Annotated in this window: 12 protein-coding genes; 6 read left to right on the plus strand and 6 right to left on the minus strand. The window is 59.4% G+C overall.

Annotated features, from left to right (window positions below; all coding sequences use genetic code 11):
• Positions 1 to 54 precede the first annotated feature (54 nt).
• Genes BN1130_RS11310 through BN1130_RS11325 form a run of 4 tightly spaced genes read right to left on the minus strand, consistent with a single transcriptional unit; the run spans position 55 to position 4,531 of the window.
• On the minus strand, positions 55 to 684 hold the full coding sequence (locus BN1130_RS11310; protein WP_084218192.1) for an exonuclease domain-containing protein: 630 nt from the start codon (positions 682 to 684) through the stop codon (positions 55 to 57).
• Positions 681 to 2,498 carry a DUF294 nucleotidyltransferase-like domain-containing protein gene (locus tag BN1130_RS11315; protein WP_042042123.1) on the minus strand — a complete coding sequence of 606 codons (1,818 nt, stop codon included), beginning with the start codon at positions 2,496 to 2,498 and terminating at the stop codon, positions 681 to 683. The genes BN1130_RS11310 and BN1130_RS11315 overlap by 4 nt, the downstream gene beginning before the upstream one ends.
• Positions 2,499 to 2,540: 42 nt before the next feature.
• Positions 2,541 to 4,256: a sodium:solute symporter family protein gene (locus tag BN1130_RS11320; RefSeq protein WP_042042124.1), complete on the minus strand. Its 1,716-nt coding sequence runs from the start codon at positions 4,254 to 4,256 to the stop codon at positions 2,541 to 2,543.
• Positions 4,257 to 4,264: 8 nt separating this feature from the next.
• Positions 4,265 to 4,531: a DUF4212 domain-containing protein gene (locus BN1130_RS11325; protein WP_042042126.1), complete on the minus strand. Its 267-nt coding sequence runs from the start codon at positions 4,529 to 4,531 to the stop codon at positions 4,265 to 4,267.
• 239 nt (positions 4,532 to 4,770) lie between these two features.
• Here BN1130_RS11325 and BN1130_RS11330 point away from each other — a divergent pair, with 239 nt between their 5' ends.
• From BN1130_RS11330 to BN1130_RS11355, 6 genes are all read left to right on the plus strand, one after another.
• A complete protein-coding gene (locus tag BN1130_RS11330) occupies positions 4,771 to 6,363 on the plus strand; it encodes an ABC-F family ATPase (RefSeq protein ID WP_042042127.1) in 1,593 nt (530 codons plus the stop codon).
• A 684-nt stretch (positions 6,364 to 7,047) separates the two neighbouring features.
• Positions 7,048 to 7,896: a formate transporter FocA gene (focA, locus tag BN1130_RS11335; protein WP_042042128.1), complete on the plus strand. Its 849-nt coding sequence runs from the start codon at positions 7,048 to 7,050 to the stop codon at positions 7,894 to 7,896.
• A gap of 41 nt (positions 7,897 to 7,937) precedes the next feature.
• A complete protein-coding gene (pflB, locus tag BN1130_RS11340) occupies positions 7,938 to 10,220 on the plus strand; it encodes a formate C-acetyltransferase (protein WP_042042129.1) in 2,283 nt (760 codons plus the stop codon).
• Between the two features lie 327 nt (positions 10,221 to 10,547).
• The gene (locus BN1130_RS11345; protein ID WP_042042130.1) at positions 10,548 to 11,513 is read left to right on the plus strand and encodes a tripartite tricarboxylate transporter substrate binding protein; all 966 of its coding nucleotides are present in this window, start codon (positions 10,548 to 10,550) and stop codon (positions 11,511 to 11,513) included.
• Between the two features lie 59 nt (positions 11,514 to 11,572).
• The gene (locus tag BN1130_RS11350; RefSeq protein ID WP_042042131.1) at positions 11,573 to 12,034 is read left to right on the plus strand and encodes a tripartite tricarboxylate transporter TctB family protein; all 462 of its coding nucleotides are present in this window, start codon (positions 11,573 to 11,575) and stop codon (positions 12,032 to 12,034) included.
• A 9-nt stretch (positions 12,035 to 12,043) separates the two neighbouring features.
• A complete protein-coding gene (locus BN1130_RS11355; RefSeq protein WP_042042132.1) occupies positions 12,044 to 13,573 on the plus strand; it encodes a tripartite tricarboxylate transporter permease in 1,530 nt (509 codons plus the stop codon).
• Positions 13,574 to 13,707: 134 nt separating this feature from the next.
• On the opposite strand, the gene BN1130_RS11360 is transcribed toward BN1130_RS11355, so the two are convergent.
• Positions 13,708 to 14,373, minus strand: a complete 666-nt coding sequence (locus BN1130_RS11360; RefSeq protein WP_042042134.1) for a response regulator — start codon at positions 14,371 to 14,373, stop codon at positions 13,708 to 13,710.
• Positions 14,374 to 15,960, minus strand: coding sequence for an ATP-binding protein (locus BN1130_RS11365; RefSeq protein ID WP_042042136.1), 1,587 nt, complete (start codon positions 15,958 to 15,960; stop codon positions 14,374 to 14,376).
• Positions 15,961 to 15,964: the final 4 nt, after the last annotated feature.

The following is a 15,964-nucleotide window of genomic DNA, read 5'->3' on the forward strand; positions in this document are numbered from 1 at the left end:
GGTAACTGGTCAAACCACCACCTTAAGCCTGACCGCCACAGAGCACAAGCCGCCTCAGCGGGAGTCCAGCAACAGATCGACCAGCCGCGTCCGGGCATGGGTCTGGGCCAGCAGCAGCAGGGCGCAGCCATAGGCATCTTCCAGAGCATGATGACGTGGCAAGGCGGGTAATCGGTGGCGGGCCAGACATCGCGCCAGGGTCAGGCTGTCATCGCTCACCGGACTCCCCGTGCGATGCAGGCGAGCCAGTTCAATCAGCATGGTGTCAATAAAGGGCAGATTGAGATCTCGCCCTGACAGCTGTCGGCAGGCCGCTTGCAAGAAGTCTCGTTCCAAGGCGCTGTTGTGGGCCACCAGCAGGCTGCCCTCTGCCGCCTCAAGCAGTGCCTCAAAGGCCGTCGCCAAAGAGCAGGCGCCACTCAAATCCCTGTCATGCACCCCGTGGTAGATGGCACTCTGCCCCACGCTCACCGGGGTCTGGATGAGGAAATGACGCGCCTCGGCCAGCTTGATCTCCCGGCCTACGATGGGCACCCATCCCATGCTGACGATGTGATCCCGGCTGGCATTGAGCCCGGTCAACTCCAGATCGATGGCCAGACAGCGGCTCTCGGCCAGGGTCTGTCCCGTGCGCCTGACCGCCCAGATCCCTTGCCAGCGGATCAACCAGGCGGGCCGCCTCATAGATGGCGGCAAAACCGGTAGTCGAGCAGGCGCTGGCCCTCATTGATCACCGCAAAACACTCCTTGAGCTGATGCCGCTGCAACCCGGAGAGGCTGCTGGGATCGAGGTGATTATTGATGACGCCGCTCGCCTCCCCCTGCTGACTGAGGTGAAGATCCCAGCGCAGCTGGGCCAGCAAGTCGAAGGCGTCTTGCAAATTGCGACACAACCGCCTGTCCATGGCACCGCTCGCCTCCAGCTCACGCAGGCGCTGGCGGGTGCCCACAGAGGTCACGCCGGCTTCAAGGGCATAGACCCGCACCAAGTCGGTGATCAGGCTCATCCCCCGGGTCTTGAGATCCAGACCCGGCTGTTGCTGTCCGTTCGCCTCCAGGATCAGGTTCTTGAACAGGCCGAGCGGCGCCCGGCGCTGCTGAGCCGTCTGTGCCAGCTGCATCAGGAACAGAGGGTGGCTCGCCGCCTCGGCTACCACTGTCTCGACCATGCCATCGAAGCTGGCCTGACAGCCAGCAACCCGCCGCACATCAAAAAACACGGTAGCGTTGAGCAGCGCCTCGGGGGTCGGCGCCTGGAACCAGCGGCGAAAGCGGGCGAGCCAGCCCGGCTTGTCCAGACAGAGTTCCGGGTTGGTTGCCATGATATTGCCGCTGCAATAAGGCAGACCACAACGGGCGAGGCCGTCACACACCTGATGGGCCAGCTGGCTAAAATAGTGACCAACCTCCCCCACGGCAGGCTCGGCCAGTAACAGACCATTGTCTTGATCTGCGTTCAATCCCTGATCCTGGCGAGCGAAGGAGCCAAACACGAGCCAGCAGAATGCACAGGGCGCCGGTCCCAGCGCCATCACGCTCAGGGCGATCAAGCGTTCGGTCAGGGCATCCATGACGGTCGATAATATGTGCGCCGCCTCATGGGCCGACACCCCTTGCTGCCCCAGGATCCGTGTCAATCTGGGGATCTGCTGGCTACACCGAACCAGCCCCTCAAGGTCGGATTGGCGCTCCATGTCGGTCAACAGATAGACAGGGTGCTCCTGCTGTGCCCGCACCAGATCCGTCACAGTCACCATGCCGACGACGCTTCCCTCCCCCAGCACCGGCAGATGATGCACCCGCCAACGCCCCATCTGCTGCAGTGCCTCAAAAAGATAGGCATCCCTGTCGATGGTGCTGGGATCCCGGGTCATCACCTGCGCCACCTCGGTATCGGCCGGCAATCCCAACGCCAGCACCCGGCTGCGCAGATCCCGGTCCGTGATGATGCCAAGCAGTGCCCCCGCCTCCTCCACCAACAGCGAGGAGACTCGCCGTTCACTCATCAACTGCGCCGCCGCCTGCACCGAACTCCCGGGGGGGATGGTTATCTTGTGAGGCTGCACCAGATCCCGCACCTTGAGGGTGAAATACCCCTCGGCACCCGGGCTGGGTTGCTGGTGCAGAGTGCGTGCCGCCAGACGCAGGAAGAAGTTGTCCAGCAGGGGCCAGCGCTGCCGGGACTGAGCGAACACCTCGCCATCGAGCCAGTAGACCAGGGCATCCTCTTCACAGATCAATCTGCCCCCTCGCTGCGCGGATGGCTGGTAGCCATCAAAATCCCCCTCTTGCAACTTCTCCAGCAACTGCTGCCCGTCATAACGGGCGAACAGGCCGGTGCGCACTATCATCAATCGCTGCGCCTGTGGCGGCACCGTTTCATTGGCCCGAAAATAGTAAACCGAGATGGCTCGCGCCAACTCGGTTTGGATCCCCTTCCCCAACAAGTTGAAGGGGGTGGTTCGGGCTAGAAATTGGTGTATCTCAACCAGTTCCATGTTTGCTCCGGGCGGGAGGGGCCAGGCCCCTCCCTGAGTGGATTAATGCTCGTGGGCGTCTGCGGCCCCTTTCGGGAAGCGGATGCTCTCCACTATATGCTGCACCTCTTGCGGCACTGGTTTTGTGATCAGACTCACGCCATAGGAGACCACAAAGTTGAGCACCATGCCCACAGTACCAATGCCTTCCGGCGAGATGCCGAACAGCCAGTTCTCCGGCACGTTGGCGGCCATGGGCGCGATGACGATGCCTTTGAAATAGACGATGTAACCGATGGTGAAGATCATGCCCGTCAGCATGCCGGCGATGGCCCCTTCCTTGTTCATCTTCTTGTAGAAGATGCCCATGATAATGGCGGGGAAGAAGCTGGCGGCGGCCAGACCAAAGGCAAACGCCACTACCTCGGCCACGAAGCCAGGTGGATTGATCCCCAGATACCCCGCCACCAGTATGGCCACGGCCGCGGCACCACGGGCATAGCGCAGCTCCTGCTTGTCGGTGATGTTGGGCATCAGGTTACGTTTGAGCAAGTCGTGAGAGATCGAGGTCGAGATAACCAGCAGCAGACCCGCCGCCGTGGAGAGCGCCGCGGCGATACCCCCCGCTGCCACCAGGGCAATGACCCAGTTTGGCAACTTGGCAATTTCGGGGTTGGCCAGCACTATGATGTCGCGATCCACCTTCATCTCATTGCGATCGTCATTGGAGTAGAACATGCGACCGTCGCCATTCTTGTCCTCATGGGAGATGAGACCTGTTTTCTCCCAGTTTTTGACCCACTCGGGGGCGTTGGCATATTCGGTGCCCTTGCCGTCGCTACCATTGATGGTGTCGACCATGTTGACCCGGGCGAACGCGGCCACCGCAGGCGCTGTGGTATAAAGGAAGGAGATGAACAGCAGGGCCCAACCGGCAGAAATCCGCGCGTCACGCACCTTGGGTACGGTGAAGAAGCGCACTATCACATGGGGCAGACCTGCGGTACCCACCATGAGGGCGCAGGTGATGGCAAAGACGTCCATCTTGGACTTGACCCCGTCGGTGTAAGCGGCGAAGCCCAGATCCTGCGATATGGTATCCAGCTTGTCGAGCAGATAGGTGTTGGAACCATCCACCAGGGTGGCACCGAAGCCGGTCTGAGGCAGCACATGACCCGTCATCATGATGGAGATGAAGAACGCGGGCACCATATAGGCGAAGATCAGCACGCAATACTGGGCGACCTGGGTATAGGTAATCCCCTTCATGCCACCGAGCACCGCATAGAAGAAGACCACCGCCATGCCGATCACGACCCCCGTGGTGATGTCCACTTCCAGGAAGCGAGAGAAGACCACCCCCACCCCGCGCATCTGACCCGCCACATAGGTGAAGGAAATCAGGATGGCGCACACCACGGCAACGGTCCGTGCCGTCTGTGAGTAGTAGCGATCGCCGATGAAGTCCGGCACGGTGAACTTGCCAAATTTACGCAAGTAGGGGGCCAGGCACAGCGCCAGCAGCACATAGCCACCGGTCCAACCCAGCAGATAAACGGCACCGTCGTATCCCATGAAGGAGATGAGGCCCGCCATGGAGATGAAGGAGGCAGCCGACATCCAGTCTGCCGCCGTGGCCATGCCGTTGGCGACGGGATGCACCCCGCCCCCTGCCACGTAAAACTCCTTGGTTGAACCGGCTCGGGCCCAGACAGCAATGCCGATGTAGAGTGCAAAGGTCAGGCCGACCACTATGTATGTCAGTGTTTTTAAATCCATTTCACACCTCAGTCTTCATGAACATCATATTTGCGATCCAGCTTGTTCATCTGGTGAACGTAAACGAAGATCAGGATGACAAACACATAAATGGCTCCCTGCTGAGCAAACCAGAAGCCCAGCTTGAAGCCAAACAGCTGGAACTGGTTGAGCCAGTCGGCCAAGATAATGCCGGTGCCATAAGAGACCGCAAACCACACCAAGAGCAGCTTGAGCATCAGGGAGAGATTCTCCCGCCAGTAGGCCTTGGCCTTGTCTTCACTTTCAAATGCCATTTCCCAACTCCATTTGTTAATGAAATGTTTCACCCCCAATCTAGCAGCTGTTGCTGAGCAGGAAATCACGACTTTAGTCTTAACTGACCCAATCGATGCTCAATACCACGCCTTTGCCCACCCTGTTTCTCCCCTGAGACTGAGAGGGTCATGTGGTTCGGATCACACTTCTTGCTAAAGTTTTCGCTCGAGCTGTGCCATAATGCGCGCCATTTGGCAGACAACCCGGGACACATCCTTTGTTAAGCAGCAACAACATCACCATGCAGTTCGGCGCCAAGCCGTTGTTCGAGAACATCAACGTCAAGTTTGGCGGCGGCAACCGCTACGGCCTTATCGGCGCCAACGGCTGTGGCAAGTCCACCTTTATGAAGATCCTCGGCAGCGATCTTGAGCCCACTGGCGGTAATGTGAGCCTGGATATCAACGAGCGGATCGGTAAGCTTCGCCAGGATCAGTTCGCTTACGAAGAGATGCGCGTGCTGGACGTGGTCATGATGGGCCATGGTGAGTTGTGGGCCGCCATCGCCGAGCGCGATGCCATCTACGCCAACCTCGACGCCACCGACGACGACTACATGAAGGCCGCCGAGCTGGAAGGTCTGGTCGCCGAGTATGACGGTTACACCGCCGAGGCCCGCGCGGGCGAGCTGCTGCTGGGTGCCGGCATCCCCATCGAGCTGCACAACGGCCCCATGAGCGAAGTGGCGCCGGGCTGGAAACTGCGGGTGCTGCTGGCACAGGCGCTGTTCTCCAACCCCGATATCCTGTTGCTGGATGAACCGACCAACAACCTGGACATCAACACCATTCGCTGGCTGGAGCAGGTGCTCAACGATCGTGAAAGTACCATGATCATCATCTCTCACGACCGCCACTTCCTGAACTCGGTCTGCACCCACATGGCGGATCTGGACTACGGCGAGCTGCGGGTCTACCCGGGCAACTACGACGAGTACATGACCGCGGCCACCCAGGCCCGCGAGCGTCTGATCTCCGACAACGCCAAGAAGAAGGCCCAGATTGCCGACCTGCAATCCTTCGTCTCCCGTTTCAGCGCCAACGCCTCCAAATCCAGCCAGGCGACCTCCCGCCTCAAGCAGATCGACAAGATCAAGATTGAGGAAGTGAAGGTCTCCAGCCGTCAGAACCCCTTCATCCGCTTCGAGCAGGAGAAGAAGCTGTACCGCAACATCCTGGAAGTAGAAGGGGTTGCCAAAGGCTATGGTGAGGCGCCGCTGTTCAAGGATCTCAGCATGATGCTGGAAGTGGGCGAAAAGGTCGCCATCCTGGGTACCAACGGCATCGGTAAATCCACCCTGATCAAGACCCTCATGGGCGAGCTGGCACCGGACAGCGGCACCATCAAGTGGTCCGAGAACGCCCAGATCGGCTACTACGCCCAGGATCACGCCGACGATTTCGACACCGATCTCAACGTGTTCGACTGGATGGCCCAGTGGAAACAGGCCAACGAAGACGAGCAGGCGGTACGCTCCATTCTGGGTCGTCTGCTGTTCACCCAGGACGACATCAAGAAGCCGGTCAAGGTACTCTCCGGTGGCGAGCAGGGCCGCATGCTGTTTGGCAAGCTGATGATGCAGCGTCCCAACATCCTGATCATGGATGAGCCGACCAACCACCTGGACATGGAATCTATCGAATCCTTGAACCTGGCGTTGGAAATGTATCAGGGCACCCTGATCTTCGTCTCCCATGACCGTGAGTTCGTCTCGTCGCTCGCGACCCGCATCATGGAACTGACCGAAAACGGCATCCGCGACTTCGGCGGCACCTACGAAGATTACCTGCGTACCCAAGGCGTGGTGTAACCTCACCCCGCTTTGCGATACAAAAATCCGGCGCCCAGTGCGCCGGATTTTTTATGGCCTTTTGTCGCGGTGCGGCAACTGCGCAGCTCGAAACCGCCTCCCCCCTCGCTGCCCATCGGCCCCACAGACCCGCCATCAGCAACGCTATAGAAGCGTGCCTCGCCCTGTCTGTCGCTGGTGTCTTCACCTCGACGCGCTCCTGCCCCATCAAACCTGGGACTTGATCAGCCCCATCAGAATGTTGTCGTCATGAGATCTTGTCCGGATCCGTGAGGAGGGCAACCAGCGCCCTGTAGGCGCTATGTAGCACCGAACAGGATAGTTGTCATATGTAACCGGTCTACTCTCGGCTATACTGGGTTTTCGCGCAGGATCCCATGATAAAAACCAACAGAAATCACCTCTTTAGGGGGATCCTGAAGGCCGTACTGAAAATGGGGACAGAGGCAAACGGCATAGCCAGGCTCATCCGAATTGTAATTTTATAACCTTACTAAAATCATTTAGTTATAAAAACATAATTTATATATCAGTTGAAACTACCAACCACCAGTGAAGGCCAGGGTAGCCATTCAAACTGTAGTAAAATTACATTCACAATCAGCCAATCTTGATCGGCATCAATTTTGGGGATCACCCCCTTTGTTATGATTTCCACAGGCAAAATTTGCAGGACAATGACAATTGAAAGCAGAATCCCCCTTTGACTGTCTCAAGCCCGAAGCCATAGCCGCACTGGCTGAAGACATCACCTATGCCAAGGCCACCAAGCCCGCATATAAAGTCATTCCCCTCGCCATCACCGCTGGCGCCTTCATCGCTCTCGCCTTCATCTTCTATATCACCGTCACCACTGGGGCAGGTGACATGGCCTGGGGCATGAGCAAGCTGATTGGCGGCCTCTGCTTCTCCATGGGGCTCATTCTCTGCGTCTTGCTTGGCGCCGAATTGTTCACCTCCACCACCCTGACCCTGGTGGCCAAGGCGGCCGGACGCATCAGCTGGGCGCAGCTGTTCAAGAACTGGGGCCTGGTTTACTTTGGCAACCTCATCGGCGGTCTGCTCATGGTGGCGCTCATCGTCATCTCGGCACAGTACACGGCCGACAATGGCCAGTGGGGGCTCAATGCCCTGAATGTGGCACAGCACAAGCTTCATCACAGCTTCTTCGAAGCCGTGGCGCTGGGCATCCTCTGTAACTTGATGGTCTGTCTGGCGGTGTGGATGTCGTTCGGTGCCCGCAGTGCCACCGACAAAGTCATGGTGATGTTGCTCCCGGTGGCCATGTTCGTCGCCTCAGGGTTTGAGCACAGTATCGCAAACATGTTTATGATCCCGGTTGGCATCGCTATCCACGCCCTCGCCAGCCCGGAGTTTTGGCAGGCCATCGGCCAGAACCCGGCGCAATATGCCGACCTGACCGTTTCGAACTTCGTCTTTCACAATCTGATCCCCGTGACCATTGGCAACATCATTGGTGGCGGCGTCATGGTTGGTCTGACTTACTGGTTTATCTTCCGTCGCCATCATTAAGGACGGCGACAGACACATAAATACCTTGTGAGGTAATGAAAATGGCAGAACGTAACGAGCAGTTCCAAGCAGCATGGGAAGGCTTCGCTCCTGGTGAGTGGCAGAACAGTGTCAACACCCGCGACTTCATCCAGAAGAACTACACCCCCTATGAAGGTGACGAGTCCTTCCTGGCTGGCGCGACTGAGGCGACCTCCAAGCTGTGGGACAAGGTCATGGAAGGCATCAAGATCGAGAACCGCACCCATGCGCCGGTCGATTTTGATACTGACCTGCCCTCCACCATTACCGCTCACGATGCCGGTTACATCGACCAGGGCCTGGAGCAGATCGTTGGTCTGCAGACCGACAAGCCGCTCAAGCGCGCCATCATCGCCAATGGCGGTATCAAGATGGTTGAAACTTCTTGCAAGGTGTATGGCCGCGAGCTGGACCCCATGGTCAAGAAGATCTTCACCGAATACCGCAAGACTCACAACCAGGGCGTGTTCGATGTCTACACCAAGGACATCCTGAACTGCCGTAAATCCGGCGTCATCACCGGTCTGCCCGATGCCTACGGCCGTGGCCGCATCATCGGTGACTACCGTCGTGTCGCCCTGTATGGCATCGACTTCCTGATGGCCGACAAACTGGCTCAGTTCAAGTCCCTGCAAGACGACCTGGAAAATGGCGTCAACCTGGAAGCCACCATCCGTCTGCGCGAAGAGATCTCCGATCAATACCGCGCCCTGGATCAGATGAAAGAGATGGCTGCCAAATATGGCTGCGACATCTCTGTACCGGCCAAAAACGCCAAAGAAGCGGTGCAGTGGACCTACTTCGCCTACCTGGCGGCAGTCAAGTCCCAGAACGGTGCCGCCATGTCCTTCGGTCGTACCTCCAGCTTCCTGGATGTCTACATCGAGCGTGACCTGAAGAAAGGCCTGATCACCGAGCAAGAAGCCCAGGAGCTGATGGACCACATGGTCATGAAGCTGCGCATGGTTCGCTTCCTGCGTACCCCTGAATACGATTCACTCTTCTCCGGCGACCCGATGTGGGCCACCGAGACCCTGGCGGGCATGGGCGTGGATGGCCGCACCCTGGTCACCAAAAACAGCTTCCGTATGCTGAACACCCTGTACACCATGGGCCCCTCCCCCGAGCCGAACCTGACCATACTCTGGTCCGAGAAGCTGCCGGTGGCGTTCAAGAAGTACTGTGCCAAGGTCTCCATCGAGACGTCTTCCGTCCAGTACGAGAACGACGACCTGATGCGTGCCGATTTTGACAACGATGACTATGCCATCGCCTGCTGCGTCTCCCCGATGATCGTCGGCAAGCAGATGCAGTTCTTCGGTGCCCGTGCCAACCTGGCCAAGACCATGCTGTATGCAATCAACGGCGGCATGGACGAGAAACTCAAGATCCAGATCGGCCCCAAAACCGAGATGGTGACCTCCGAGTACCTCGACTACAACGACGTGATGGACAGACTGGATCACTTCATGGACTGGCTGGCCAAGCAGTATGTCGCCGCCCTGAACATCATCCATTACATGCACGACAAGTACAGCTACGAAGCCTCGCTGATGGCGCTGCACGACCGTGACGTCTATCGCACCATGGCGTGCGGCATCGCCGGTCTGTCCGTGGCCGCCGACTCCCTGTCTGCCATCAAGTACGCCAAGGTCAAGCCGGTTCGTGACGAAGATGGCGTGGCCATCGACTTCGAGATCGACGGTGAGTACCCGCAGTTCGGTAACAACGACGCCCGCGTCGATGACATCGCCTGTGATCTGGTCGAGCGCTTCATGAAGAAAATTCAGAAGCTCAACACCTACCGCAACGCCGTGGCGACCCAGTCCGTGCTGACCATCACCTCCAACGTGGTGTACGGCAAGAAGACAGGTAACACCCCGGATGGCCGTCGCTCCGGTGCGCCGTTTGGTCCAGGTGCCAACCCGATGCACGGTCGTGACCAGAAGGGTGCCGTTGCCTCGCTGACTTCCGTGGCCAAGCTGCCGTTCGCCTACGCCAAAGATGGTATCTCCTACACCTTCTCCATCGTGCCGAACGCACTGGGCAAGGACATGGAGTCCCAGAAAGCCAACCTGGCGGGCCTGATGGATGGTTACTTCCACCATGAAGCCAACCTGGAAGGCGGTCAGCACCTGAACGTCAACGTGATGAACCGCGAGATGCTGCTCGATGCCATGGAAAACCCGGAGAAATATCCGCAGTTGACCATCCGCGTCTCCGGTTATGCCGTGCGCTTCAACTCTTTGACCAAAGAGCAGCAGCAAGACGTCATCACCCGTACCTTCACCGCCTCTCTGTAACAGAGTCGATGTGAACAAAAACCGGCGCCCAGGCGCCGGTTTTTTTATCTGTCGCTATCCAGCCGTCTCCCCTTCCATCTTTGATGCCCCAGCACCTGTGCCCTGTTCACCCATCCAGCCCCCATCCTTGCCATGGCGTGACTCGGTCGTTGCCGGGCCAGTCAGCGAGTCCAAGACCCTGGTTGATCCCGCTAGCATGGCCCCGTCACACGCTGAAAACAGAATGAACAAAATAGCCACAAGAGCCTAAATAGCCATTTCGGTCACAATCTTTTCCAATGCGCCGCCCGCCGTTAACCTTCTTGCAACAATCACAAGGAGAGCACCATGTTGCAAGGAACCTTCAAACGCACCCTGATCGGTAGCCTGCTCGCACTGAGCTTCGGCGCCCATGCCCAGATAGACGAAATCCACTTTCTGATCCCGGGTGGCGCTGGCGGTGGCTGGGATACCACGGCCCGCGGCACCGGTGAAGTGCTGACCAAATCCGGCCTGATCCATACCGTCTCTTATCAAAATATGTCTGCCGGTGGCGGTGCCAAGGCGATCGCCCACCTCATCGAGACCTCATCGCAATCCGACAAGACGCTGATGGTCAACTCCACCCCCATCATCGTCAAATCCCTCTCCAAGGAGCTGCCGCAATCTTTCCGGGATCTGACCCCGGTTGCCGCCATCATCGCCGATTATCAGGCCCTGGCCGTCAAGGCGGACTCCCCCTATCAGAACTGGGCCCAACTACTGGCCGCTTATGAAGCCGATCCTTCCAAAGTGAAGATCGCCGGTGGCTCGGCCCGTGGCAGCCTGGATCATCTGGTCGCGGCATTGACCTTCAAGAACGCAGGTGCCGATGCCAGCAAGCTGCGCTACGTCGCCTATGATGCGGGCGGCAGCGCCATGGCCGCCGTGCTGGCTGGGGAAACTCAAGCCATCTCCACCGGATTTGGCGAGGCGATGGAGGCAGTCAAATCCGGTCAGATGCGGATCCTTGGCGTCACCTCGGACAAGCGTCTGCCCGGTGCCGATCAGGTGCCGACCTTCAGTGAGCAGGGCAACCCCACCGTCTTTGCCAACTGGCGTGGTTTCTTCGCCTCCCCCAGCATCTCCCCGGAAAAGTCGGCCGAATTCGCCGTCCTGCTCAAGCAGATGTATGACAAACCGGAGTGGGAGACGGTTCGCACCCGCAACAGCTGGACCAACCTCTACAAATCGGGTCCTGAATTCACCGCCTTCCTCGACGGGCAGGAGAAGCAGATCGGCGGCCTGATGACAGAGCTCGGTTTCATCAAGTAATCCTCGTTGTCACATAACAGGCGGGCCCGGTGCCCGCCGCCCATGTTGGAGAGCACATCATGAATATCACCAAGGAGCGATTCGGAGGCCTGCTATTTTTGCTGCTCTCCGTCGCCTATGGCTACTACGCCACCAAGATCCCCGGCTACCCCGGTGACGAGTACGAACCCTTCACCGCCAGCACCCTGCCCTATGCCCTGGCCGGGCTCGGCGTGCTGCTCTCCCTGTTGCTGGTTCTCTCCCCAGGTGGCGAGCGCCTTCGCAAAGAGCCGGGTGACTGGCGCCGGGTCTTCATCCTGCTAGGACTCATGGTCATCTATGGCCTCGGGCTCACCTGGTTTGGCTTCGTGCTCTCTACCATCGCCTTCCTGACCGTGGGCATACGGGTACTGGGCGAGCCCAGCCTGCGCTACGGCCTGATGATCAGCGTTCCCTTCTCCATCGGGTTCTGGGCCCTGCTCACCAAGGGTCTCAATGTCTATCTGGAGCCGGGTCGTCTGTTCACCCTGCTCGGGTTTTAAGGAGTCATCATGTTAGACGGAATCTTGCAAGGACTCGGCACCGCTTTTCTGCCGGTCAACCTGATGATGGTGGTGCTAGGCTGCTTCGTCGGCACCTTCATCGGCATGCTGCCGGGCCTGGGCCCGGTCACCGCCATCGCCCTGATGATCCCCATCACCTACGGCCTGGATCCCTCCTCCGGCATCATCCTGATGGCCGGGGTCTATTACGGCGCCATCTTCGGAGGATCGACCTCCTCCATCCTGATCAACGCCCCCGGTTGCTCGGCGACCGTGGTGACCGCCTTTGACGGTTATCCTCTGGCCTGCAAAGGACAGGCGGGCAAGGCACTGGCCATCGCCGCCTACGCCTCCTTCACCGGCGGCACCCTGTCCGCCATCATGCTGATGGTGGCGGCCCCGCTACTGGCCAAGGTCTCCCTCTCCTTCCAGTCGGCAGACTACTTCGCGCTCATGGTATTGGGCCTCTCCGCCGTGGCGGCCTTTGCCGGCAAGGGGCAAGTACTCAAGGCACTGATCATGGCGCTGTTTGGCATCATGATCTCCACCATCGGCATAGACCGCAGCGTCGGGGTGGACAGATTCACCTTCGGGCTGCCGGACTTGCGCGACGGTTTCTCCTTCCTGCTGCTGGCCATGGCCACCTTTGCCCTGGCCGAGATCCTGATGTCGGTGCTGCGTCCGGGCAAGGACAACAGCGAGGAAGAGGCCAAGCAGATGAAAGAGCTCGGCAGCCTCAAGCTGAGTCGGGAAGAGGTGCGTGAAATCGCTCCCCCCATCATGCGCTCGTCTGTACTGGGCTTCCTCATCGGTGTCTTGCCGGGAGCCGGTGCCACCATCGCCGCCTTCATGGCCTATGGGGCAGAGCGCAACATCGCGGGCAAGAAGCATCAGGATCAATTCGGCAAGGGCAGCCTGCGCGGTCTGGCCGCCCCGGAAGCGGCCAACAATGCAGCCTCTACTGGCTCCTTCGTGCCCTTGCTGACCCTCGGCATCCCGGGATCTGGCACCACGGCCCTGATCCTGGGTGCCCTGGTCGCCTATGGCATACAGCCCGGTCCGCGCCTGTTCATGGAGCACCCGGAAGTGTTCTGGTCGGTGATCATCTCCATGTATCTGGGTAACGTGGTGCTCTTGATCCTCAACCTGCCGCTGATCCCTTACCTGGCCAGGATACTGGCGGTGCCGCGCCCGGTACTCATTCCCATGGTGCTGCTCTTCTCCCTGACCGGGGTCTATCTGGTGTCGTTCAACACCATGGATATCCATGTGATGACGTTGGTGGCGCTGGTCGCCATCGGCCTGCGCCTGCTCAACTTCCCGATGGCGCCCATGCTGCTCGGCTTCATTCTGGGCGGCATGCTGGAGGACAACCTGCGCCGTGCCCTGGTGATCAACGATGGTTCCATGAGCTTTATGTGGGAACGCCCCATTACCTTCGGCTTTACCGCCATCACAATCACCATGCTGATGATCCCGCTCTGGCAATGGTGGCAAGGCCGCAAGGAGCCCAAAGGTGAGCCGGTGACTCATTCCTGAATCGATGGCACTCTGCCGCCTCAGTACCCTACCCATAACGAGCAGAGACCTTGATAAACCAGAGTGATAACAAGCAGTAATAAAAAGAGCGCCATGATGGCGCTCTTTCTTTTCTGCTAGCGATGAGTATGGGATTAGCGGCGACGATAACGGCGCTCGGGTCGCCCGACGGTGCCATATTCGAGCTCGGGGAACGCCAGCTGCTGACCCACCAGAAACTCCAGGTAGCGACGGGCCGTGGTACGGCTCACCCCCACCCTCGCCCCTATCTCTTCGGCATTGGCCCCCTCACCGGCCAGGGCGCTCAGGATCCGCTCAAGGGTCAGGGCATCGATGCCCTTGGGCAGGGTCAGCGGGTTGGCACTGCCTGCGCTGCTGCCAAATAGGGCATCCACATCCTGCTGGCTGATATCGGCCAGACTGGCCAGGGCCTGGCTGCTCTGCCGGTATTTCTCCAGAGTGCCCTTGAGCCGCTCGAACACCACGGGTTTCAAGATGAAATCCACCACCCCCAGCCGCATCGCCTCCTGCAAGGTAGCCGCTTCCCGCGCGGCAGTGAGCAGGATGACATCCACTTCGGCCCCCTCCTGGCGCAACTGCTTGAGCAGACCCAACCCCTCGCCATCGGGCAGCCAGACATCGAGCAGCACCAGATCGGGTTTGAGCACGGCTATCTGTTCGCGGGCATCCGTTAGGGTGAGCGCCAGACCGCACAGGACGAAGCCGGGCAGCCGTTCGACGAAGCGGCGGTGGATCTCGGCGATGGCCGGGTCATCCTCCACTATCAATACCTTGATCATTCACACATCCTTGGGAATGTAACAGACAAAACAACTGCCCTGTTCGGTCGCCTCGATGACGATATCGCCCTTGAGCGCATCCAGGGTCTTGCGCACCAGGGCCAGACCTATGCCATGACCTTGTTCGGCCTTGCTGCTGACGCCGGGTTCAAATAGCCGGTCCTGCAGCTCGGGGGCCACACCGCCAGCACCATCCTCGACCTCCAGAATAAGGTCCTGACCGAGATCCGTCATCGACACCCGGATAGGGGCATAGGGTGCACCGTGGCGACGGGTCGCCTCGAAGGCGTTGTCGATGAGGTTGCCAAGCAGGGTCACCAGCTGGGAGCCCGACACCCTGGCGGGAATATCGTGCAGGCGAGAATCCGGCTCGACGATGAGCTCCAGTCCCAGCTCATGGGCCCGGTGATACTTGCCGAGCAGCAGCCCTGCCACCTTGGGTTTGGCGATCGCCGCCATCAGGAAGCTGAGCAGAGTCTGCTCTGTGCCCGCCTCACGGCCGATGAAGGCGAGCGCCTCCTCATGGGCACCGAGTTCGATAAGCCCGGCGATGGTGCCCAGCTGATTGTTGTGTTCGTGGGTCTGCACCCGCAGCAGGTCGCTGTAAGCCTGCACCTGGCTGAGCTGGGCACTCAGTTCGGCCAGCTCATCCTTGCGCCTGAAGCTCGACACGGCCCCGATGAGTTCGCCATCGCGCACCAGCGGCAGACGGTTGACGATCAGATGCTGGCCATTGAGCCAGATCTCCTCATCATATTGCGGCTTGGGATCATGGATGAGCGACAGCATGCGAGTCTCTGGCAGCAGATCGTTGATGGGGCGGCCTATGGCTCCCCTGGCCTGCTGTTCATCGAGATGCAACAGCTTGATACCATTGGGGTTGATGGAGGTGAGTCGCCCCTCGCCATCGATGGTGAGTATCCCCTCGCGCACGGTGCGCAGGGTACAGTCGAGTTCGGCATAGAGGCGCCCTATCTGTTCGGGCTCAAAGCCAAAGATGGCTTTCTTGTAGCGCCGCGCCAGCCAGCCAGCGGCCAGGCTGTTGAGCAACACGATAAGCAGGGTGATAAGGAGGCCAAAGCGCAGAAAACCGCGCAAGTCCGCGTCTATGTCGCGCACCAGATATCCGACCGAGACCACCCCGATGATCTGGCCCAGCTCATCACGGATCGGCGTCTTGCCGCGCACCGATACCCCGAGGGATCCCTTGGCATGGGAGACATAGGACTCCCCATTGACCAGGGCCCGGGTCGGATCGTCCCCCACCATCGGCTTGCCAATACGATCGGCCTGCGGATGCACCAGCCGCAGGGCGTTGCGATCGCCAATGACGATGAAGCTGGCGCCAACATCGACGCGGGTCTTCTCAACCAGCTGGTTGAGGCGAGCACTGTCTGCACGGCGCACCCCGGTGATCACCGCGGGATCCCGCGCCACCAACTGAGCCACGTCCAGGGCCTGATCGCCGACCTCACGATAACGCTGCTCCGAGACATAGTAATAGCTGGCAGTGCTGAGCAAGATCAGCTGCAACAGGCTGATACAACACAGAATAAGAAGGAAGCGTCCCTGCAGTCCCAGTTTCATGAGG

Source organism: Aeromonas rivuli (assembly GCF_000820045.1).
Lineage (GTDB): Bacteria > Pseudomonadota > Gammaproteobacteria > Enterobacterales > Aeromonadaceae > Aeromonas > Aeromonas rivuli.

Coding starts and splice junctions, on each gene's coding strand:
- BN1130_RS11320 (WP_042042124.1), bottom strand. CDS start 4,256: ATGGATTTAAAAACACTGACATACATAGTGGTCGGCCTGACCTTTGCA.
- BN1130_RS11350 (WP_042042131.1), top strand. CDS start 11,573: ATGAATATCACCAAGGAGCGATTCGGAGGCCTGCTATTTTTGCTGCTC.
- BN1130_RS11345 (WP_042042130.1), top strand. CDS start 10,548: ATGTTGCAAGGAACCTTCAAACGCACCCTGATCGGTAGCCTGCTCGCA.
- BN1130_RS11365 (WP_042042136.1), bottom strand. CDS start 15,960: ATGAAACTGGGACTGCAGGGACGCTTCCTTCTTATTCTGTGTTGTATC.
- BN1130_RS11355 (WP_042042132.1), top strand. CDS start 12,044: ATGTTAGACGGAATCTTGCAAGGACTCGGCACCGCTTTTCTGCCGGTC.
- BN1130_RS11310 (WP_084218192.1), bottom strand. CDS start 684: ATGAGGCGGCCCGCCTGGTTGATCCGCTGGCAAGGGATCTGGGCGGTC.
- BN1130_RS11360 (WP_042042134.1), bottom strand. CDS start 14,373: ATGATCAAGGTATTGATAGTGGAGGATGACCCGGCCATCGCCGAGATC.
- BN1130_RS11315 (WP_042042123.1), bottom strand. CDS start 2,498: ATGGAACTGGTTGAGATACACCAATTTCTAGCCCGAACCACCCCCTTC.
- pflB (WP_042042129.1), top strand. CDS start 7,938: ATGGCAGAACGTAACGAGCAGTTCCAAGCAGCATGGGAAGGCTTCGCT.
- BN1130_RS11325 (WP_042042126.1), bottom strand. CDS start 4,531: ATGGCATTTGAAAGTGAAGACAAGGCCAAGGCCTACTGGCGGGAGAAT.